The 21533-nt window shown below is 67.3% G+C and carries 19 protein-coding genes; 3 read left to right on the top strand and 16 right to left on the bottom strand.

From position 1 onward, the window contains the following. Positions 1-71: 71 nt before the first annotated feature. The 4 genes from FHS47_RS15335 to FHS47_RS15320 form a co-directional block, all read right to left on the bottom strand. Entirely contained in the window at positions 72-1283 is a 1212-nt protein-coding gene (locus FHS47_RS15335; RefSeq protein ID WP_167029767.1) for an HlyD family efflux transporter periplasmic adaptor subunit, read from the bottom strand. A 23-nt stretch (positions 1284-1306) separates the two neighbouring features. Further along, positions 1307-2764 (bottom strand): efflux transporter outer membrane subunit, encoded by a 1458-nt coding sequence (locus FHS47_RS15330; RefSeq protein ID WP_167029764.1) that lies wholly within the window; start codon positions 2762-2764, stop codon positions 1307-1309. Between the two features lie 23 nt (positions 2765-2787). Continuing rightward, on the bottom strand, positions 2788-3243 hold the full coding sequence (locus FHS47_RS15325; RefSeq protein ID WP_167029761.1) for a MarR family transcriptional regulator: 456 nt from the start codon (positions 3241-3243) through the stop codon (positions 2788-2790). 66 nt (positions 3244-3309) lie between these two features. Continuing rightward, complete coding sequence (locus FHS47_RS15320) at positions 3310-3561, bottom strand: hypothetical protein (protein ID WP_167029758.1); 252 nt, start codon at positions 3559-3561, stop codon at positions 3310-3312. A gap of 139 nt (positions 3562-3700) precedes the next feature. Between FHS47_RS15320 and FHS47_RS15315 the strand changes: the two genes are divergently transcribed. Continuing rightward, complete coding sequence (locus tag FHS47_RS15315; protein ID WP_208382049.1) at positions 3701-4492, top strand: helix-turn-helix transcriptional regulator; 792 nt, start codon at positions 3701-3703, stop codon at positions 4490-4492. A gap of 1 nt (position 4493) precedes the next feature. On the opposite strand, the gene FHS47_RS15310 is transcribed toward FHS47_RS15315, so the two are convergent. The 10 genes from FHS47_RS15310 to FHS47_RS15265 form a co-directional block, all read right to left on the bottom strand. Further along, positions 4494-4826, bottom strand: a complete 333-nt coding sequence (locus FHS47_RS15310; protein ID WP_167029752.1) for a hypothetical protein — start codon at positions 4824-4826, stop codon at positions 4494-4496. Positions 4827-4990: 164 nt separating this feature from the next. Beyond that, positions 4991-5689, bottom strand: coding sequence for a response regulator transcription factor (locus FHS47_RS15305; protein WP_167029749.1), 699 nt, complete (start codon positions 5687-5689; stop codon positions 4991-4993). Continuing rightward, positions 5686-8346 carry a sensor histidine kinase KdpD gene (locus FHS47_RS15300; RefSeq protein ID WP_167029746.1) on the bottom strand — a complete coding sequence of 887 codons (2661 nt, stop codon included), beginning with the start codon at positions 8344-8346 and terminating at the stop codon, positions 5686-5688. The genes FHS47_RS15305 and FHS47_RS15300 overlap by 4 nt, the downstream gene beginning before the upstream one ends. Before the next feature lie 174 nt (positions 8347-8520). Beyond that, positions 8521-9096: a potassium-transporting ATPase subunit KdpC gene (gene kdpC, locus FHS47_RS15295; RefSeq protein ID WP_167029743.1), complete on the bottom strand. Its 576-nt coding sequence runs from the start codon at positions 9094-9096 to the stop codon at positions 8521-8523. A 10-nt stretch (positions 9097-9106) separates the two neighbouring features. After that, on the bottom strand, positions 9107-9916 hold the full coding sequence (locus FHS47_RS15290; RefSeq protein WP_167029740.1) for a TorF family putative porin: 810 nt from the start codon (positions 9914-9916) through the stop codon (positions 9107-9109). A 16-nt stretch (positions 9917-9932) separates the two neighbouring features. Beyond that, entirely contained in the window at positions 9933-10115 is a 183-nt protein-coding gene (locus FHS47_RS15285; RefSeq protein WP_167029737.1) for a hypothetical protein, read from the bottom strand. A 15-nt stretch (positions 10116-10130) separates the two neighbouring features. Next, positions 10131-12200, bottom strand: a complete 2070-nt coding sequence (gene kdpB, locus FHS47_RS15280; RefSeq protein WP_167029734.1) for a potassium-transporting ATPase subunit KdpB — start codon at positions 12198-12200, stop codon at positions 10131-10133. Between the two features lie 3 nt (positions 12201-12203). Continuing rightward, a complete protein-coding gene (gene kdpA / locus FHS47_RS15275) occupies positions 12204-13925 on the bottom strand; it encodes a potassium-transporting ATPase subunit KdpA (RefSeq protein WP_167029731.1) in 1722 nt (573 codons plus the stop codon). Beyond that, positions 13922-14014, bottom strand: coding sequence for a K(+)-transporting ATPase subunit F (gene kdpF / locus FHS47_RS15270; protein ID WP_167029728.1), 93 nt, complete (start codon positions 14012-14014; stop codon positions 13922-13924). The genes kdpA and kdpF overlap by 4 nt, the downstream gene beginning before the upstream one ends. Positions 14015-14317: 303 nt before the next feature. Next, a complete protein-coding gene (locus FHS47_RS15265; protein WP_167029725.1) occupies positions 14318-16720 on the bottom strand; it encodes a prolyl oligopeptidase family serine peptidase in 2403 nt (800 codons plus the stop codon). A gap of 231 nt (positions 16721-16951) precedes the next feature. On the opposite strand from FHS47_RS15265, the gene FHS47_RS15260 reads away from it, so the two are divergent. Then, a complete protein-coding gene (locus FHS47_RS15260) occupies positions 16952-19054 on the top strand; it encodes a prolyl oligopeptidase family serine peptidase (protein ID WP_167029722.1) in 2103 nt (700 codons plus the stop codon). A 15-nt stretch (positions 19055-19069) separates the two neighbouring features. Here FHS47_RS15260 and FHS47_RS15255 read toward each other — a convergent pair whose 3' ends face one another. Beyond that, positions 19070-19993, bottom strand: a complete 924-nt coding sequence (locus FHS47_RS15255; RefSeq protein WP_167029719.1) for a flavin reductase — start codon at positions 19991-19993, stop codon at positions 19070-19072. A 2-nt stretch (positions 19994-19995) separates the two neighbouring features. Then, positions 19996-20625, bottom strand: coding sequence for a class I SAM-dependent methyltransferase (locus FHS47_RS15250; protein ID WP_167029716.1), 630 nt, complete (start codon positions 20623-20625; stop codon positions 19996-19998). A 179-nt stretch (positions 20626-20804) separates the two neighbouring features. On the opposite strand from FHS47_RS15250, the gene FHS47_RS15245 reads away from it, so the two are divergent. Continuing rightward, complete coding sequence (locus FHS47_RS15245; protein WP_167029712.1) at positions 20805-21473, top strand: alpha/beta hydrolase; 669 nt, start codon at positions 20805-20807, stop codon at positions 21471-21473. Positions 21474-21533: the final 60 nt, after the last annotated feature.

Raw genomic sequence — 21533 nt, 5'->3', positions numbered from 1 at the left:
AAACCTGATCGTTGGAGTAGGGGGCGGAGGCGAACGGCGGGCGCGGTATGGACCGCGCCCGCCGCATGCGCCTACTTCGGCGCCTTTTCCTGCTCGCCCGCGCCCGACGATGCATTGTCGTGGATCACGCGAGCGATCTCTTCGTCGACGCCCGCGAGGCGGTTGTCGTACACGTCGGTGGCGAACTCCGGCTTGGCCGGCGGCTGCTGCGCGAGCAAGGCACCGCTCTGGTCGTGCAGCGACACCGTTACCTTGGTGGAGAGGCCGAGGCGCAGCGGCTTCTCGTCGAGCTGCTTCGGATCGGTGAACACCACGCGCACCGGCACGCGCTGAACGATCTTGATCCAGTTGCCGGTGGCGTTCTGCGCCGGCAGGAGCGAAAACGCGCTGCCGCTGCCCACGCCGAGGCTGCGGATCTTCGCCTTGTACACCATGTCGCTGCCGTACACGTCGGCGGTGACGTCCACCGGCTGGCCGATGCGCATGTGCGTGAGCTGCGTTTCCTTGAAGTTGGCGTCGATCCAGACTTCATGCAACGGCACCACGGCCATCAGGGCAGCGCCCGGCTGCACGCGCTGGCCGAGCTGCACGCTGCGCTTGGCGACGTAACCGTCCACCGGCGCCAGGATCTCCGTGCGCGCCTTGTCGAGGTACGCGGAGCGCAGCTTGGCAGCAGCGGCGCGCACATCGGGATGCGAGGCAACCACGGTGTCGTCCACCAGCACCTTGCTGGTGCTGTAGGCCTGCTTCGCGGAAGCCAGGCTGCTTTCCGCCGAGGTGAGCGTGTCGAGCGCGTGCGACAACTCTTCCGCCGAGATCGCGCCGGACTTGGCCAGGTCGCGGCGGCGGTTGTAATCCGCGCGGGCGCGGTCCACGGCCGTCTGGCGCACGGCCACGTCGGCCTGCGCGGAACTCACGTTGTTGTAGAGGCCGCGCACGCGACGCACGGTGTTGGCCAGTTCGGCGCGCGCGCTCAGGATGGCGATCTGCGCATCGCTGTCGTCGAGCTTCACGAGCACGTCGCCCTTGTGTACGCGATCGCCATCGTCGGCCGTGATCGAGAGCACGGTGGCCGCGATCTGCGGCGTGATCTGCACCACATTACCGTTGACGTAGGCGTCGTCGGTGTCCTCGTACCAGCGGCCGTCGACGAAATACCAGACGGTCCAGCCGATGCCGGCCAGGACGAGAACGAGGACCAGAAGCTTGAGGAAGAAGCCGCGACGGCTCTTCGGTGGCGGCGCCACGACGGCGCCGGCGGGGGCGGTGGTTTCTTGGGACATCGTTAGTGCCTCGGGACGTTTTCTTAGTTGTTCGGCGTCGCGGCGGCGACCGGCTGGTCGCCTGCCTCGGGGCGGAAACCGCCGCCGAGCGCCTGGATGAGTTGGACGGACGTGTCGACCTGCTGTGCGCGCAGCGCGGCCATGCGCTGCTCGGCCTGAAGCAGTTGCTGGCGCACCACCAGCGATTCCAGATAGCTGCCGACGCCCGCCTTGTAGCGCTGCTGCGACAGGTCGTAAGCCTGCTGCGCGGCATCCGTGGCGCGCTGCTGCGCTGCGACCTGGGTCGCGAGGGAGTCCAGGCCGGACAGATCGTCGGCCACCTCGTTGAGCGCGCCGACCAGGATCTTGTTGTACTGGGCCACGGCCAGATCGTATTCGGCGTCCTTGCCGGCGAGGTTGGCGCGCAGACGGCCGCCGTCGAAGATCGGCAGGCTGAACGCCGGCAGCACCTGCCAGAAGCGCGCGCGCGAGGCGAACAGGTTCTCGCTGCCGCCGGCAACCTGTGCGGCGAGCACGCCGAGGCTCACGTTGGGCAGGAACTCCGCCTTCGCGGACGCGATGTCCTTGGATGCCGCTTCCACGCGCCAACGCGCGGCCACGAGATCGGCGCGATGGCCGAGCAGGTCCGCCGGCAGGTTGCCGGGTACGGCCACAGCCGACGGCGCCAGCACCGCGGGTCGCGCAATGTCCAGGCCGCGATCCGGGCCCTTGCCCAGAAGCACGCTCAACGAACTCCGCGCGCTGTCGATGGCGCGCTGCGCCACCGCCATCTCGCGCTCCGCCGTGGCCACTTCGGTGTCGGCCTGCTTCACCTGTATCTGGTTGTCCACACCGGCGGCCACGCGCTGGCGGGTCAGCTCGCGCGACGCAGTGCTGCGATCCAGCTCGGCCTTCGCAACGTCCAGTTCGGTGAACGCGTAGCCCAGCTGCACGTAGGCGCGGGCCACGTTGGTGGACAATTCGATGCGCGCGGCGCGTGCGTCGATCTCACTGGCCCGCTGCGAACCGACGGCGGCTTCCCACGCGGCCCGCTTGCCGCCCCAAAGGTCGAAGTCCCAGCTGAAGTTGCCGTAGCCGTATTTCGTCCAGCTGAAGTGGTTGCCGAGCGGTGCGGGGAACAGCGTGCCGGGCAGGTGCGCGCCGGCCACGCCGCCGCCCACGGCCAGCGTGGGATCGCGTGCCGCGTCGGCCGCGCCGCTCTGCGCCTGCGCCTGGCGCACGCGTGCGTCGGCGGCGGCGAGATCCGGGTTGTCCTTCAAGGCTTCCTCGATCAGCGAGGACAGCTGGCTGTCGCCCAGTCCCGTCCACCAGTCGGCCGACGGCCAGTTGGCAGGCGAGACCTGGGCCTTGGCCAGACTGCGTTCGGCGTGAAGGTTGGCGGGGTCGGCGAGCCGGCCCTGCGGCTCCAGTCCACGGCTGGTGACACAGCCGGACAGGATCAGCGCGGCCCCGACGGCCGCCACAAGAGTGTGCAGACGCATGAGTTTTTGCCTCGACAGTAAGGTCAGTCTTTTTCGCGGAGCGAGGTGAGCACGCGCTCCAGGTAGTCGTGCAGCCGTTCGCGCTCTTCGGCGGACAGGCTGCGCTGCGCACGCTCCAGCGTGGCGACGTTGCTCTCGTGCAGGTGCCGCCACAGGGCTTCGCCCGCCTCGGTCAGTTCGATGCGCAGGGCACGGCGGTCCTGCTCGTGCGGCTGGCGGCGCAGGTATCCCTTGGTTTCCAACTGGTCGAGCTGACGGGTCATCGCGCCGCCGTCGAGATCGACGGCCCTGGCGAGCTCCGAGGCGGACATGGGGCCCAGCATCGCCAGGCGCTTCAGCATGTGAAACTGGGTGAACTTGAGGTCCGCCCCCTGCGCGGCGAGGTCGGACTCGATGGCCCGGACGATCTCGCCGCGGACCATGCCGATCAGGGCACCGAGGCTGTCGCGGCCGTCAGTGGGGCATACGTTCGTGTTCATGACGCATATTCTATTGCCAACAGTATAGTTGTCAAGGCAAATATGCGCGGGGCAGATATTTACAAGTCAGGAAGTCGCATCCTCGTCGGCGAGAAGGGCGGCCAGGGCAGGATCGCGCACCGCAAAGAGATCGAACACGCCCAGTGCCCGCAAGGTCGGCAGCTGCGCCAGAAGGCGTGGTTCGAGGGTCCGGACCTGTTCTTCCGGGGTTCCCGGGTCCAGCATGGCGTGGGCACAGGCGACGAAAGTGACGAGGGCGTCGCCCGCCTCCTGGCCGCCGTCGAGGTCGTTGTAGTCGTTCGTGACGAGACGGATCATGGGGAATCTCCGGCGTCGAGGTCCGGTCGTGGCTAAGGTTCGCCACGTTCAGGACATTTGTTTGGGAGTGCAAATGTTAGCCATGGAAGCTATCGGCCTGATATCGTCACCGGGCCAACTTATGTCGAGAAATGGCCAAATGCTGGACGATACCCTGCACGCGCTCCTGGAAAGCGCCGATGGTCCGCCGCTCGTCGCCTACGAGGCGAAGGGCGAAATTCCCCACGCCGAAACCGACTGGCATAACCATGTCCGCGGGCAATTCTTCTATGTGGAACAGGGCCTGGTAATCAACCGCACGGAGCACGGCTCCTGGTTGTTGCCGCCGCACCGGGCCGGCTGGATGCCGCCGGGCGAGATGCACACGGTGAGCATGGCGGGGCCCCTGCGCGCCTGGGGCGTGTTCATCGCACCCAGTGCCGCCGAAGGTCTTCCCGACCGGCCATGCGTGGTGGGGGTGAGCGACCTGTTCCGGGCCATCGTGAAACGCGCCGCCACCTGGCCCATCGACGGTGAACGAGAGCCGGAGAAGGATAGGCTGCTTGCCGTGCTGCTGGATGAAATGCGCCGTGCGCCGGTCGAGCAGTTGCACCTGCCGATGCCGGTGGATCGCCGCCTGCGTCGCATCGCCATGGCGATGTTCGAGCGACCCGACGACACGCGGGGGATCGACGAGTGGGCGAGTTGGGCGGGCATGTCCGTGCGTACCCTCACACGCCTTTTCCGCCAGGAAACGCAATGCAGCGTGGCCCAATGGCGGCAGCAGGCGAGGCTTGCCTGCGCACTGGAGCGGCTGGCGGAAGGAGAGCCGGTATCGGTTGTCGCGGATGCCCTGGGCTACGCCTCGCCGAGCGCGTTCGTCGCCATGTTCCGTAAGGCCTTCGGCGATTCGCCGGGACGATACCTGGCACGCCAGGTCGTGGCCACGTGAGTCATATGGGTTTGCACATCCAGAGGGTTTCGAAGGTGTAGGCATCGCCGCTGTGCCGTTCGATCACGTCCAAGGCGATGCGGCCATACTGCCATTCGCCGTGCGTGCCGGGTGTGGTCACGTCATAACAGGTGCGCTCCTTCTCAAAGGTGCCCGTCTGCGGGTGGGTGAGCGCGTGTTCCTCGTTGCGACATTGCAGCCTTGCTTCGTGGTAGCTGGGCAGCAGGCGCTCTCCCGCGACGAAGCGTTCGTTGCCGCACCTCAGGATGGAAGCTGGAGGCAGCTCGGCAGTGGCGATGATGGAGGCGATGAGGATGGATGGCAGACGGTACACGCGGCGCTCCTTTTCGAGTGAGCGGGCGAGGCTGCGCAAGCTCATCGAGGAAGGAAATCGGACTTGTCTTAGAAATGCCGCAGGTTGGCGTTGCTGTGACCGGGATCACGCGTTTGCGCCGCACGATGAAATGGGCGTGATGGACGAAAACGTTTGCGTTGTCATCAGGACGCCGGGAAGCGATAGCCCACACCGGGCTCCGTTTTGAGCCAACGCGGAGATGACGGATCGTCACCCAGTTTCTGCCGCAGTTTTCCCATCACGATACGCAGGTAGTGCGTGTCCTGCGCATGGGTCGGGCCCCATACCTCGCGAAGGATCTGCTGCTGGCCGACCACACGCCCGGCGTGGCGCACGAGCAGCGACAGCACCGCGAATTCCTTTCGCGTCAGTGCGACGGCCTGGCCGTCCACGAACACTTCGCGGCGCGCCACATCGATGGACAGCGCGCCGTCGTCGTAGCGCAACGCTGCCGCGGCTTCCCCGCCCTTCGCTCCCGTGCGCAGCAGCACGCGCAGGCGCGCCATGAGTTCCTGGATGCCGAACGGTTTGGTCACATAGTCGTTCGCGCCGCGGTCCAGCGCCTTCACCTTCTCGCTCTCGGCGTCCCTCACCGAGAGCATCAGCACCGGCACCTGGCTCCACGCACGCAACTCGCGCAGCACCTCGTGGCCTTCCATGTCGGGCAGGCCGATGTCGAGAATGACCACATCGGGCGACTGCGTCGCGGCCAGGCCCAACCCCTCCTTGCCGCTGCCGGCGAGGAAGACCTGGTAGCCCTCGGCGCGCAGGCCGATGTCGAGGAACCGGCGGATCTGCACTTCGTCGTCGATCACGAGCACGCGCGGCGCGATGGAATTCATGGGTTGTCGTCGGGCGGCGCCGGCAAGGGCAGCGAAACCCGGATGGTGGTGCCTGCGCCGACATGGGGCAAGGCCTGCACGCTACCGCCATGGGCGCCGATCATGCCCCGGCAGATGGCAAGCCCCAGTCCGGTGCCCTGCTTGCCGCGGTCGCCGCGCGCCACCGAATGGAACATGTCGAAAATCCGCTCGCGCTCGTCTTCCGGAATGCCGGGCCCGCGGTCGCTCACATCCACCAGCAGGTGCCCGGACTCGACACGGACCATGACGCGCACGGGCTCGTCGGGCGGCGAGAAACGCGCCGCGTTCTCGAGGATGTTGAACAGGGCCTGCTCGATCAGCGCAGGATGCACATGCAGGAGCACGGTGCCCGGCGGCAATTGCATGTCCACCCGCGTCTCGGGAAACTGCTTGCGCATGCGCGAGACCGCGGCGGCGACGATCTCGCCGGCATCGACCCAGTCGCGCTTGAGCGTGAGCGCACCATGGCCGAGGCGCGTCATGTCCAGCAGGTTCTGAATGTAGCTGTCGAGACGCCGGCCTTCGCCAAGGATGGCTTCCAGCAGTTCGCGCCGTTCGCCTTCGGGCAACTGTTTTTCGTAGTCGAGCAAGGTGCCGGCGGCACCGATCATTGATGCCAACGGCGAGCGCAGATCGTGCGACACTGACGACAGCAAGGCGTTGCGCAGCCGCTCTGTTTCGCCTTCCACGCGCGCGCCTTCCAGTTCGGCGGCGAGTCGCGCGCGTTCCAGCGCCTGGCCGATGTCCTGCACCATCGCGAGCGCCATGCCGCGGCGGTCCGCATCCGGGCCGCCGGGAGTGTCCGGAAAGCGCAGGGCGACTACGCCCGCCCGCTGCGCTTCGGTGCCCAAAGGCAGCATCCAGCTCGACGCGCCATGCAGCGTGTCGGTGAAGCGCCCCGCGGGTTCCGCGTGCGCGTCGGACCAGTCGGCAGCGGCAACGTCCTGCGCGGACAGGGCGAACGGTTCCGGCGCGGAAGCAACCGGCACCAGCGCGCCCCCCGCGTCGCGGGCGAGCACGCTCGCCTGCGCGTCCAGCGCACGCGCCAGGGCCCGTGCACCCACCTCGCGGATCGCCGCCGCATCCGCCGCGGTGGCCAGCTGCTGGCCCAGTGTCACCAGCACGCGTCCGCGTACCTGGGCCGCGCGCAGCGAGGCCACCTGCCCGGACAGCCGAGTCGCCAGGCGGCTGCATACCAGCGCAGCGGCCAGGAACAGCACCACGGCCAGAACGTCGTCGGCATTGGCGATGACAAGCGTGTAGCGCGGCGGCGCGAAGAAGAAGTTGTAGCCGACGAAGCAGAGCAGGGCGGTGTACACCGCGACGGCCATGCGCGTACGCACCGCGACGAACAAGACGGCGGTGAGGAAGATGAGCGAGAGGTTGGCGACGGAAAGGAAACGGTCGGCCACGAACGACAGCGCCATCGCCACCGCGGTGGCGGCCGTGGCCATGCCGTAATCGCGGCGCGAGCCTTTGCTGACGCCGGCGCGGAGCCGTCGTCGCGCGCTGGCCCGTTCCAGAGGGGTGGCGACGATGGTGAGTTCCAGGTGCGCGCCACGGCGAAGCAGTTGCTGGGTGAAGGACAAGCCCAGGCGCCGTGCAATGGGGCGCTCCCGCGTGCGCCCCACGATGATCTGGCCCACGCCCTCGCGGTCGGCCCAGGCCAGCAATTCGTCCGCGACGGCATGGCCGCGCAGCACCACGCCTTCGCCACCGAGACGCCGGGCGAGTCGCATTGCCGCGTCCACGCGCTCACGGCGCGCACTGTCGGTACCGCCGCGATCGACATAGACGACACTCCACGGCGCACCGCGGCGCTCGGCGATACGCCGCGTGATGCGCACGAGGTATTCGCTCTGCGCGGCGCCATCGATGGCCGCCACCACGCGGCGTCGGACGGGCATGGCGTCGCCGCGCGCGAGCATGGACTCGCGCAGGTCGCTTTCCACGTGCGCCGCGACCGTCTCCACCGCGAGTTCGCGCAGTGCCGCGAGATTGGTCGGCGAGAAGAACGCTTCCAGCGCGACCGCGGCCGTCTCCGGCACGTACACCTTGCCCTGCCGCAGGCGGGCGATCAGCTCGCGCGGGGGCAGATCCACCAGCACGATGTCCCGGGCGCGATCGAGGAACGCGTCCGGCACGGTTTCGCGCACGGCCACGCCGGTGATGCGGCGCACCTGGTCGTTGAGGCTTTCCAGGTGCTGCACGTTCATCGCCGTGTAGACCTCGATGCCCGCGTCGAGCAGTTCCACGATGTCCTGCCAGCGATAGGCGTGCCGGCCCCCGGGCAGGTTCGAGTGTGCCAGTTCGTCGACGAGTATCACCGCCGGTTTTCGGGCCAGGGCGGCCTCCAGGTCGAACTCCTGGAAGGTGCGTCCCGCGTAGTGCACCGCCCGCGTCGGCAGGACCTCGATACCTTCGAGCAGTGCGGCCGTCTCCGTCCGGCCATGCGTCTCGGCCAGGCCGACCACCACGTCCACGCCCTGGCGACGCAGATCGCGCGCGGCCGAGAGCATGGCGTATGTCTTGCCCACCCCCGGCGAGGCGCCAAGGAAGATCTTCAGGCGTTGGCCGTCCTCGTCCTTCGCTGCGTTGAGCAGCGCATCGGCGCGGGCGTCGCGATCGTTGTTCATGGAGGTGGCCGAGGAAAGATATGAGTGTCGATCAAAAGGTTACCCGAACGGTGCCCGGAACCCTGTCGGAGCTGGCTATGCCGGGAGATGTGGGAGCCGGCTATGCCGGCGATCCCGCGGCAGCGGGCAACCTTGCCGCGAGCACCCATCGCCGCTGAAGCGGCTCCCACAACCTCAGCGATGCGACGCGTCGAGAGCCAGGTTCAATTCGAGCACGTTCACCCGTGGCTCGCCCAGCACGCCGAACTGGCGCCCTTCCGTATGCGACTCGACCAGTGACTGCACGGTGGCCGGGTCCAGCCCGCGCGCATGCGCCACGCGGGCCACCTGGTAACGCGCCGCCGCCGGGCTGATCTCCGGGTCGAGGCCGCTGCCCGACGCCGTGACGAGTTCCACCGGCACCGGTGCCGTGTTGCCAGGGTCGGCCGCCTGCAACGCGGCGATCCGCTTCTTTGCCGCGTCAGTGAGGGCCGGATTGGTCGGGCCCTGGTTCGATCCGCCCGACGCCGTGCCATTGTAGGGATCGGGACTCGTGGCCGAGGGACGGCTCCAGAAGTAGCGCGGCTCGGCGAACGACTGGCCGAGCAGCGACGAGCCGACCGGCTTCCCGCCCGACTCGACGATGCTGCCGTTTGCCTCACGCGGGAATACCGCCTGTGCGGCGCCGGTGACGAGGAGTGGATAGGCCACGCCGGTGATGACGGTAAAGCCCACGAGCAGTACGAGGGCGGGGCGAAGAAGGGATGTCATGGCGTACTCCTCAGAATGTGCCCTGGAACATGACGAGACCGCGTGTGCCGCCCACGTCACGGGTGTCGGCGACGTCGGTATAGCTGGACACGTGGCTGTAATACCGCCCGTTGGTCGCGTGGGTGACCCCGACGCTCACCGACCAGTGGGGGTCGATCGCATACTTCACGGTCGCCGAGGCGTCGCTGTAATCCACGTCGCGGACACCGTACGCCGTAGGCGTGGCCAACGAGGCGGTGTAGTGGGTGTGCCCTGCATGGAGCGCAAGCGTCCAGGCATCGGCCAGAGCGAAGGTGGCGTCGATCTGGAGGTAGCCGGTACCGCGGGTGTCGCCGTCGTAGCCCTGTTCGCGATCCGCACCGAAGTAGTCGGTGAGCGACCGGTTGTACTTCAGCGTGATGTTGCGCCACGTGAGCGCGGCGTTGGCCTCCACCGTGTCGAAGGAGCGGCCGCGGTATCCCGCGGCCTGGTCGAGGTTGGCACCCGGGTACACGTAACCGTAGACACCGAGGCGCCACGACCAGTCGTCGTCGATGGGGCGGCCGAAGCTCGCGTAGAGGTCCAGCTCTATCGAACCGCCCGCGTAGCTGCGATCGCTGACGCTGGATGCCCAGGCGCCGGCCGAGAAGCCGCCGGAAGCGGTGTAGTCGGCGCCGCCCTGGATGGCCGGGTGGCCCCAGGTCTGGGTCAGGCCACGGAACATGTAGTCCGACACGATCGCCACATTGCCCGTGACCGGTGGTGTATCGGTTGCATGGGCGGGAACGGAGAACACGAGGGGAAAGGCGGCGGCGCAGGCCGCCAGAAGAACGGTTTTCATGGGTATTCGTCGTGGGTCAGATGCCGGCGTATCCGCCGAGCGTGTATTCGTCGTCGGTCGCGTCATGGCGCGTGGCGACGATCTGGGGTTTGAACGGAACCACCGGTGCCGCGTGCGACGATGCCGGCGCGACGACGCGCACATTCATGTCGATGTCGTCGGAGTCTTCGATGAGTACAGTGAGGTGGACGTTGCGCATGGCGATGCCTTTAGATCAGGCCAGTCCCAGCAGGACCAGCAACATGTCGATGAGCTTGATGCCGACGAAGGGCGCGACGATGCCGCCCAGGCCGTACACGAGCATGTTGCGGCGAAGCAGCGCGGCGGCGCCCAGCGCGCGATAGGCCACGCCCTTCAGCGCAAGGGGAATGAGGAAAACGATGATCAGCGCATTGAAGATCACCGCCGACAGGATGGCGCTCTGCGGGGTGGCAAGGTGCATCACGTTCAGTGCGTTGAGCGCGGGGTAGGTCGTCGCGAAGGCGGCAGGGATGATCGCGAAATACTTGGCGATGTCGTTCGCGATCGAGAACGTGGTGAGCGCGCCCCGCGTGATGAGCATCTGCTTGCCGATGCCCACGACCTCGATCAGCTTGGTCGGGTTCGAATCGAGGTCGACCATGTTGCCGGCCTCTTTCGCGGCCTGGGTGCCGCTGTTCATCGCGACGGCCACGTCGGCCTGGGCCAGCGCCGGTGCGTCGTTGGTGCCGTCGCCGCACATGGCCACCAGGCGGTTCTCGGCCTGCATGTCGCGAATCAGCTTCAGCTTCGCCTCGGGCGTGGCTTCGGCGAGGAAGTCGTCCACGCCGGCTTCCGCGGCGATGGCGGCCGCGGTGAGCGGATTGTCGCCGGTGATCATCACCGTGCGGATGCCCATGCGGCGCATCTCGGCAAAGCGCTCCTTGATGCCGTCCTTCACGATGTCCTTGAGTTCGATGACGCCCAGCGTCAGCGCCCCGTCCACGACGATGAGCGGTGTGGCGCCGCGGCGCGCCACGTCTTCGGCCATGCGTCGCACCAGCGGCGGCATATGGCTGTCCTGGCCGTCGAGGTAACGCTCCACCGCGTCGATCGCGCCCTTGCGGATGTGGCGGGTGCCGACATCGACGCCGCTCATGCGCGTCTGTGCGGTAAACGGCACGAACGTGGCGTCGTTGTCGCGGCGTCGCCCATGCAGGCTGAACCTCGCCTCCGCCAGGGCGACGATGCTGCGGCCCTCCGGTGTCTCGTCGGCGCGCGAGGCGAGGTCGGCGGCTTCGGCCAGTTCGCGTTCTTCGATACCGGGTGCGGCATGGAAGGCCACCGCCTGACGGTTGCCGAGCGTGATGGTGCCGGTCTTGTCCAGGAGCAGCACGTCCACGTCGCCCGCCGCTTCCACGGCCCGCCCGGAAGTGGCGATGACGTTCGCCCGGATCATCCGGTCCATGCCCGCGATGCCGATGGCCGACAGCAGGGCGCCGATGGTGGTGGGAATGAGGCACACCAGCAGCGCCACCAGCACGGTAAGCGTGATCGGATTGCCGCTGCCCGCGGCCTGCACGCTGTAGATCGAGTAGGGAAGGAGCGTGGCGCACGCCAGCAGGAAGATCAGGGTGAACTTCGCCAGCAGGATGGTGAGCGCGATCTCGTTCGGCGTCTTGCGGCGCGACGCGCCTTCCACCATCGAGATCATGCGGTCGAGGAAGCTCTCGCCGGGGTTGCTGGTGATGCGCACCACCAGCCAGTCGGAGAGCACGCGGGTGCCACCCGTCACGGCGCTGCGGTCGCCACCGGCCTCACGGATCACCGGTGCCGATTCGCCGGTGATGGCGCTCTCGTCGACGCTGGCCGCGCCCACCACGATCTCGCCATCGCCCGGCACGATGTCGCCGGCTTCCACCAGCACGTGGTGGCCGCTGCGCAGTTCGCTGGAAGGCGTGAACACGATCTGCGCATCGTGCCTCGGTGCGGCGAGCTTCTTCGCGGCCACATCGCGACGTGAGCCGCGCAGCGCGTCGGCCTGCGCCTTGCCGCGTCCTTCGGCGAGCGCTTCGGCGAAATTGGCGAACAGCAGGGTGAACCAGAGCCACAGCGTCACCCAGAAGATGAAGCCCGTGGGAGCCTCGCCGTGGCCGGCCAGCGCCTGCACCCACAGCAGGGTGGTCAGTACGCTGCACACGAACACGACGAACATCACCGGGTTGCGGAACTGCGTACGCGGATCGAGTTTGCGGAACGCGTCGACAAGGGCGCGTGTCACCATCGCGCGGTCGAATCCGCGCGCGGCGTGAGCGTGGGAAGTCATGGATCAGTGGCCCGTGAGAGACGTGAGGTGCTCGACGATGGGCCCGAGGGCCAGCGCCGGGAGGAAGGTGAGCGCGCCGACGACGATCACGACGCAGGTCAGCAGCGTGACGAACAGCGGTGTGTGCGTGGGCAGCGTGCCGGCCGAGGGAGGCACATGCCCCTTGGCGGCCAGCGATCCGGCCATGGCCAGCATCGCAATCGCAAGCGGGAAGCGCGCCAGAAACATGCAGATGGCGAGCAGCACGTTCCAGAAGGGCGTGTTCGCGGACAGACCGCCGAACGCGCTGCCATTGTTGTTGGACGCGGAGCTGACCGCATACAGGATTTCGCTGAAGCCATGGGCGCCGGGATTCGCGACGCCCGCGACACCGGCGGGCACCATGACCGCGACGGCGGTGCACACGACCACGAGCGCGCAGGGTACGAGCACGGCCAGGCTGGCCATCTTCATCTCGTGGGCCTCGATCTTCTTGCCCAGGTATTCGGGCGTGCGGCCCACCATGAGTCCGGCGATGAATACCGCGACCACGGCGAACGCCAGCATGCCGTAGAGCCCCGAACCCACGCCGCCGAAGACCACCTCGCCCAGTTGCATGAGCCACATGGGAACGAGGCCGCCGAGCGGCGTCAGCGAATCGTGCATCGCATTCACCGCACCGCAGGACGCGGCGGTTGTGATGGCGGCGAACAGGCCGGACGAGGCGATGCCGAAGCGCGTTTCCTTGCCTTCCATGTTGCCGCCCGATTGCAGGGCGGTGGCATGCGCGTCCACGGCCAGGCCGTGCAGGGCGGGGTTGCCGGCCTGCTCCGCGGCGACCAGACCGACCGCGAGGGGCACGAAGATGACCAGCATCGTGGCGAGGATCGCCCAGCCCTGGCGGCGGTCGCCCACCATGCGCCCGAACGTGCAGCAGAGGGCGCCCGGGATAAGGAAGATCGCGATCATCTCCACGAAGTTGGAGAACGGCGTGGGATTCTCGAAGGGGTGCGCGGAATTGGCATTGAAGAAGCCGCCGCCATTCGTGCCGAGCATCTTGATAGCCACCTGCGACGCCGCGGGCCCCATCGGCAGGGTCTGCCTGCCGTGCTCCAGCGTGGCCACGTCCAGGTAAGGCGCCACGTTCTGCACCACGCCCTGCGACACGAGCAGCAGCGCGATCACGATCGAGAACGGCAGCAGCACGTAGAGCGTGGCGCGGGTCATGTCTACCCAGAAGTTGCCCACGGCCGCGGCACCCCGGCGCGCGAAGCCCCGGACCACCGCGATGAGCACCGCGATGCCCGTGGCGGCCGACAGGAAGTTCTGCACGGCAAGGCCCAGAGCCTGCGTGAGGTAGCTCATGGTCGACTCGCCCGCGTAACCCTGCCAGTTCGTGTTGGTGACGAAGCTCACGGCGGTGTTCATGGCCGAGTCGGGCGCCACGGCAGCGAAATGCTGCGGGTTCAACGGCAACCATTGCTGCGTGCGCTGAAGCAGGTACACGAAGGCCACGCCGGCCACGTTGAATACCAGCATCGCCATGGCATAGCGCTTCCACCCCATGTCCTCGTCGGAACGAACGCCGGCAAGGCGGTAGAGCAGGCGCTCCGCGCCGGCCCCGAAGCGGGTGACGCGGTTCGGCTCGTCGGCGAACACGAGGGCCATGTAATGGCCCATCGGCTTCACCAGCGCCAGCAGCACGACGAGGAAAAGGCCAATCTGGAGGAAGTCGTTCGTGGTCATTCGAACCACTCCGGCTTCAGCAGGGCCACGCACAGGTAACCGGTAAGGGCCACGGCAATGGCTGCGGCGACTATGTAGGCAAAGGTCATGGCGGCGTCCTCAGCGGCGACCCAGCCGGTCGCAGATCATGAGGAAGCCGATCGTCACGGCCGTGAGGACGACGACGAGAAGAACGTAAAGGAATTCCACGATTGCGCACCATCGACTAGGACGGTGCGCATTCTTCGCCTGGAACGATATTTACGGTGTAACGCGGCGGCGTGGGGGCGTAACGTTTCCGTAAATTCTTGAAGCTCTTCGGGCGGAAAGTCGCTGGGCCCCTGCCTTCGCAGGGGCGACGTGCCCTCGCGGCGTCGTTCCTGCGAAGGCAGGAACCCAGTGACTCTATCGCCTCAGTGTTCCAGCCTCTCCCGGAACAACTCGTCGATGCGGCGGTATTCGTCGTACCAGGAGTCCGCGTGCACGAAGCCGTGCCTCTCCATCGGATACAGCGACATCCAGAAGTTCTTCTTGTGCAGCTCGATGAAGCGCTGATAGAGGCGGATCGAATCGCTGGCAAGCACGTTGTCGTCGATCAGGCCGTGCTCGATCAGCAGCGGGTCGGCCAGGGCCTCGGCGTACTGGATGGGCGAGCTGGTCTTGTACGCATCGGGGTCCAGCTGCGGGTCGTTGAGTATGTTGGACGTGTACTCGTGGTTGTAGCTGGTCCAGTCGGTCACCGGGCGTAGCGCGGCGCCGGCGGCGAACTCACCGGGTGCGCGAAGCAGCGCCATCAGGGTCATGAACCCGCCGTAGCTGCCGCCATAGACACCGACGCGTTTCGGGTCAGCACCGTGGTTCGCCACCAGCCAGGCCTTGCCGTCGAGCAGGTCGTCCAGTTCCGGATGGCCCATCTGCCGGTAGATGGCCGTGCGCCAGTCGCGACCGTAGCCCTTGGACGCGCGGTAGTCCATATCGAGAACCACGTACCCGCGCTGCACCAGGAGGTTATGGAACATCTGCTCGCGGAAATACGCCGGGTAAGACAGGTGCACGTTCTGCAGGTAACCCGCGCCGTGCACGAAGATCACCGCCGGGCGCGAGGCCGCCGTGGCGGCGTCGGCCGGGCCGTAGAACTTGGCCCAGATCGTGCCCGCACCGTGGGTCGAAGGCACCTGGACGATCTTCGGCGCGATCCATTCGCGGGCCTTGTATGCGGGCTTGCGGGTGTCCGTGAGTTCCCGCGCCGCGGAACCGTCCACGCCCACCGTGGCCAGCTGCGAGGGAACGTACGGCGAGGAATGCAGCACCGCGAGACGGGTGCCGTCCGGCGACAGCGCGAAATCGTCGAGGCCTTCGAAGGTCGTGACGCGCGTGAGCGTGCCGCCTTGTGCTGGCAGCGAATAGATGTCGTAGCTATACGGTGCCACCTTGTTCGTGCGCACGTAGAAGCGCGAACCATCGGGGCTCAGCACCGGGTGGTCCACTTCGAAACGGCCGGAGGTCAGCGCCTTGGCCTTGCTGCCCGGCGGGCGGATGTACAGCTGCGCGAAGCCGCTTTCCTCGCTCAGGTACCACAGCGTGCGGCCGTCCCGGAGCCAGCCGAAGTCGTTGCCGTCCCAGTTGATCCAGGCCTTGTCGGTAAGGCGGTGTTGCGACACCAGGGCGTGGCGGTCGAAATCCACGGTGGCGATCCAGCGATCCTTGTTGTCGATCGCGCGCAGCTGAACGGCGACCTGGCGGCCGTCGTCGCTCCACACGATGCCGGGGCTGTATTCGCCGTTGACGATAACCGGACGCGTCTTCGGCGCAGCCAGTGCGTCGGCGCGATCGCCCTTACCCTCCTTGCGCAGCGCGGCGACGGTCTTCGCGCGGATGTCGGCCAGCGGGTCGTCGCCGATGCCCGGCAGGGTGGCGGTGTCGAGGTCGAAGCTCGCATGCGTTTGCAGATCGAGCAGGCGCAGCGATTGCGGCGTGGGGTCCTTCCTGCCGACGTAGCTGCGCGTGGCTTCGGTTTCGGCGTAACCCGAATCGGTCACGTAATGCGTGAGGTCGGCGATCTTGCCCTTGTCGGCGTCCTTCGCCTCGGTCACCACGAGCATCCAGCGGCCGTCCGGCGACAGCGAGGTATCGACGATGCTCACGTTCTTGCCAAGCCAGAACGGCCGGGGCACGCGACCCGGATCGGCGGCCGCCAGGGCATCGGCATCCGCCTTCATGGCCTCCTCGTCCGCGCGCAGGCCACGCAAGGTCTTGAACAGCGCCTGCTGGCCGTCGGCGAGGTCGTCGGCTTTCCTGTCGTTCGGGTCGTCCTTCGTTTCGAGGTCGGCTGCCTTCGACACGGGACCGCCCGTGACCGCGTACGCAAACCAGTCGTTATCGGCGCGGAAGGTGAGCAAGCGGCCATCGAGGGAGAAGCGCGGATCGCGTTCCTTCGCGGCGGTGCGGGTCACCTGCACCGTGCTGCCGCTGGCGAGGTCGCGCAGAAAGATGTCGCCGTGGCGCACGAAGGCGGCGTGCCCGTGGGCGCGATCGAACACGGGTTTGCCGCCGTCTGCCCGGGCCGCTGCCGCCGCGTCGAGCCGTTCCGGCGTACCGCCGTTCGCAGGCACGTGCCAAAGGTCGCGCACCGGCGTGCCGTCCTGCTTGAGGGAATAGAAGACCTGGCTGCCGTCGACGCTCCAGTACGGGTCTTCCACCGCCGGCCCGATCCAGTCCGGGTCGGCCATGATGGTTTCCATGTCCAAGGGAGGCGGTGCGGCGAACGCCGGCGCGGCGGCAAGGGTGGCGATCAGGGCGGCGGCGAGTGCGCGCATCGGAGGCAGTTCCGGGTGGGGACAAATCACGGGAGCATAACCCGCTCGCGAAGCCAGTGGCGGGATCGCCATCCGGGTTGGCGCCAGCTTTGTGTGGGAGCCGCTTCAGCGGCGATGGATGCGCGCGACAAGGTTGCCCGCTGCCGCGATCGCCAGCGAAGCCGGCCCCCACAGAGCCCGGAGCCTCCGCGGCTTTGCTACGCTCGGCAGATCACAAGGGAGTTCAAACCCATGCGCGTCCTCGTTCCCCGCCTGCTCGCCGCCAGCCTGTTCCTCGCCGTCTCGGCGCAAGCCGCCACCTCCGCACCGCCGCCCACGCCGAAGCGAGTGGTTTCGGAAACGCTGGCCGGCCAACCGGTGAACGACCCTTACCGCTGGCTGGAGAACCCCGAGGCGGCCGACGTGAAGCAATGGATCGATGCGCAGAACGCATACACCGAGGCTGCTATCGGCGCCATGCCGTTGGGCAAGGCACTGAGTTCGCGTATCCGCGAACTGTCGATCACCTCCACCACGCGCTCCTCGCCCACGCTGGCCGGCGGCACGCTGTTCTATTTCGAGAACACGCCGCCCCAGCCGCAGCCTGTGCTCGTCGCGAAGGCCTGGCCGGACGGCGCCACGCGCACACTCGTGGATCTCAACAAGGGCGACGGCAACACGGCCATCACCGCCTACTGGCCCTCACCCAGTGGCCGCTACCTCGCCTACGGCACCGCGGAAGGCGGCAGCGAACTTACGACCATCCATATCCTCGACACGCGCACGGGCAAGCCGCTCGGCGACGTGCTGCCGTTTGCCGGCGGCGGCACCACGCCGCAGGCGTTGGCCTGGGATGCCGACGAGAAGGGCGTGACCTATGCGCGCTTCGATGCGCCGTCGGATGGCAAGCCGCTACGCGAATTCGATGCCTACCTGGCCCATCACGTCATCGGTCAGCCGGCGGCGAAGGACACCGTGGCGTTCGGCAAGGGCTACTCCCACGTGGCCGAGTACATCCTCAAGGAAAGTGCGGATGGCAAGGCCACCGCGCTGCTGGCGAACGAAGGCGACGGCGGCCCGGCGGAGGTCTACTTGCGCGAGGGCCAGGGTGGGTTCAAGCGCGTGCTGGGCCACGAGGCCGACGCGCGCGAGGCAAGCTGGGTGGGCGATACGCTTTACGTCGTGACCTTCGCCGGTGCACCGCAGGGCAAGATCGTCGCGGTCACCGCGAACGGCAAGGCGACCGACGTGCTTCCGGAGGGCAAAGGCGCCATCCAGCACGTGACGGCGCTCGGCGACGGCTTCCTCGTGGTGCGCAGCGCGGGTCCCGACTGGTGGGCGGACCAGTACGACGGAAAGGCGAACTTCGTACGCCGCGTACCCTTGCCCGCCACCGGCATCGCCATCGGCGGCGTCGCCGCCGAGAAGGGCCAGGCCAAGGCGCTCATCACCTATGCGGGATGGACCCAACCCACCCGTTGGGCCGAATACGACGGCAACTCCGGCTCGTTGAAGACGATCTTCGAAGTGAAGCCGGCCGCCGATTATTCGAAGGTACGGGTCACCCGGGTGGAAGGCACCTCGAAGGACGGCAGCAAGATTCCCGTCACCGTGATCGCGATGGACGGCACCACACCGAACGGCAAGCGCCCGACCATCCTCTACAGCTACGGCGGCTTCGGCATTCCCGTTACACCGGGTTTCATCGGCGCGAACCTCGCCTGGCTGGAACGCGGCGGCGTGCTGGCCTACGCCAACATTCGCGGTGGCAACGAGTTCGGCGAGGCGTGGCACGAGCAGGGCCAGAAGACGCGCAAGCAGAACGTGTTCGACGACTTCTATGCCGCGTCGCAAGCGCTGATCGACACGAAGTGGACCGATACGAAACACCTCGGCATCCTCGGCGGCAGCAATGGCGGCCTGCTGATGGGCGCGGCACTCACCCAGCATCCGGAGCAGTACCGCGCGGTGGTTGGCGCCGTGGGCATCTACGACGTGCCGCGCCATGAAACCGCGTTCGCCAATGGGCCCTACAACGTCAGCGAGTACGGCAGCGTGTCCGATCCCGCGGTCGCGAAGGCCATGCTGGCGTACTCGCCGCTGCACAACGTGAAGAAGGGCACGAAGTACCCGGCCGTGTTGCTTACCACCGGCGCCAACGACCCGCGCGTGGCCCCGTGGCAATCGCGCAAGTTCGCCGCCGCGCTCCAGGACGCCAGCACCTCCGGCCAGCCGGTGCTGCTGCTCACCCGCATGAACGCCGGCCACGGCATCGGCGCGCCCTTCAGCCAGCGCGTAGGCAACCAGGCACTGTCGATGACGTTCTTCGCGACTGAACTTGGGCTCGGAGAGTAATCGCCGCCAGGGACCCTAAACTTCCGGAAAGGGCATGCCGCGGCGCTTCCGCTCGTACTGATGGAATCCCGCCGTATGGTGGAGCTGCGTACCGGCATGACGCAGCTCCGATGACGCCATGCGTGCGACGAAAAACGTATGAGAGCCAACGACCACACTGTGGACGATGGTCAGTTCCTGCACGCATAACGCCGATGCGATGGCAGGAATGCGGAATTCGCCGGAAGGCACGACGGGAAGGGAAAGGTCGTCCCACCGGGCGAGCGCGTCCTTGTGATGGCGTGCCAGCCCGTAGACCGCCGCTTTCATCGAGGCCGGCGGATGCGACAGCGCCACGCGGCCCACGTCCCGGATGACAGCCTCCGAGACGTTGCTGCTGCGCAAGGCGAGCGTGAACAGACCTGCGTTCGCCAACGGCCCGATGAGGTCCATCGGGAAGATGTTCCGATGGGTTTCGGTATCGACGGATACCAGCACGACAGGCCGCGGGCACAGGTAGCTGATCATCAATTGCTGTGCGGCAGCCGGCGCCATGTTCAGGTGATTGGCGGCACGGTGCCGGAGCATGTTCCGGTTCTGTCGCCATGCCGTCCATTCGCGCAGCGGCGAAGGCAGGCATCGGTGTTCGCCGGCTGCGACCTCGTATAAGTGGATGCCTGCATTGCCGGCGACGAAAGACCGTGCTTTCGTCAGGCGCAGCGTTCCGAGCGCGCGGCCTGTGGCGGCGTCGAAGTATTGCAGCGCAGGGCGGTCCCCCGCGTCGATGCTCGTGGCGACGGTCAACGGCTTGAGCGACGCAACGGTGTGGTCGTCCGTGGCGTCGGCACGGCCACCGTCCCAGCACAGTTCGGCCGTGACCAGTCTTTCCCATGGTTCGAGGGCCACCGTCGCCCACTGCGGTACGGATGGAAGAATCCGCCGGATCGCATTCCGCCACATGATCAGGTCCGCCGGAAAAGCAGGAACAGATACGGTGCGAACAACTTGCCGACGCCGCCGGGGAACACGGGGTCGAGGTGGAAGTGCGGGCGGGCGGCGCGAGCGGGCAGGCGCGGCGTGAAGCGGTGGATGCCGCTCTCGGTGGCGAACCCGTAGTGGCCGTGGCGCACAAGGTTCAGCAGGTTATTCCGCCACCAGCTATATTTCGCGTCGCCCAGGAAATATGGGTTGAGGACACTGGCCAGGATGAAGCCACCCGGGCGCACCACGCCCGAGAGTTGTGCGAACAACGTGCGTTGGTCCGCGATGTGGTTGAGCACCGCGAAGTTCGCGGTCACGGCATCTACCTGGCAAGGAAGGTCCGCATCGAGGATGACGACCTCGCCTGCGGCGATGTCGTCGCGACAGTAGAGTTCGAGGTGCGCACGCATCGAAGGCGACGGCTCGTACACGTACGTGCGATGGCCTTTCCCCGCATAGGTCTTTGCGTCGATGCCGGTGCCCGCACCGAAGTCGAGCACGACGGCGCCCGGCGCCAGCAGCCGCTGCACGTGCTGCTGGAAGCGTTCGCGTATGGCCACTTCGCGTCTGGAGGTCAGGAAGAACTGGTGGTACTGCGCTCCGGTATGCATACCGGTAGGTGCGCCCCGGCTCTGAAAAGGTTTCGCCAGTCGCCCCCTGTATGTAAGAGCCGCTATAGCGTCGAGGAAACCCCGCCCACGGCTTCATCGCTGCGCGGGCGTCTCGCCGCTATAGCGGCTCCTACAAGGGCGGCCTGTTACGATCAAGGGCCCCGCAAGGAGTTCCTGGCATGCCCCTGCCCACCGTCGAACACGAAACCCGCCCTTCGCCCACCTGGTCGGTGATCTGGCTGCATGGCCTTGGCGCCGACGGCAACGACTTCGCGCCCATCGTGCCGGAGCTGGTAGACGCAGCGTGGCCGGGGGTGCGTTTCGTTTTTCCGCATGCGCCGGTGCGGCCGGTCACGGTGAACAACAACGTGCCGATGCGGGCGTGGTACGACATCAAGGGGCTGTCCATCGCCGACAAGCAGGACGCGGAGGGCATCCGCGCTTCCATCGCCGAGGTGGAGGCGCTGATCGCGCGTGAGGAAGAACGCGGCGTGCCCGCCTCGCGCATCGTGCTGGCCGGTTTCTCGCAGGGCGGCGCGATGGCGCTGTCCGCGGGGCTGCGCCATCGCGAGGCCCTCGCGGGTATCCTCGTGCTTTCCGCCTATCTGCCTTTGCACGACACCATCGAGGCCGAGCGCAGCGGCGCAAACCACGCCACGCCAATCTTCTGGGGCCACGGCAGCGCCGATCCCGTCGTGCCGATGGTGTTGGGCGAGCATTCGAGGCAGGCGCTGGAAGCACTCGGCCACCGCATCGACTGGCATACCTATCCCATGGGCCACCAGGTGAGCCTGCCGGAGATCGCGGATATCCGCGGCTGGTTGTCGGAGCGCTTCGCCGAAGGCTGATGCCCGCTCTTGTGGGAGCCGCTGAAGCGGTTCCCACAAAGGCGCGCCTCTGAGCGATTT

The sequence above is a fragment of the Luteibacter sp. SG786 genome, from assembly GCF_011759605.1.
Taxonomy (GTDB): Bacteria; Pseudomonadota; Gammaproteobacteria; order Xanthomonadales; family Rhodanobacteraceae; genus Luteibacter.
Note: the sequence above shows the minus strand (reverse complement) of the source record. Positions and strands in the feature narration are given on the sequence as shown.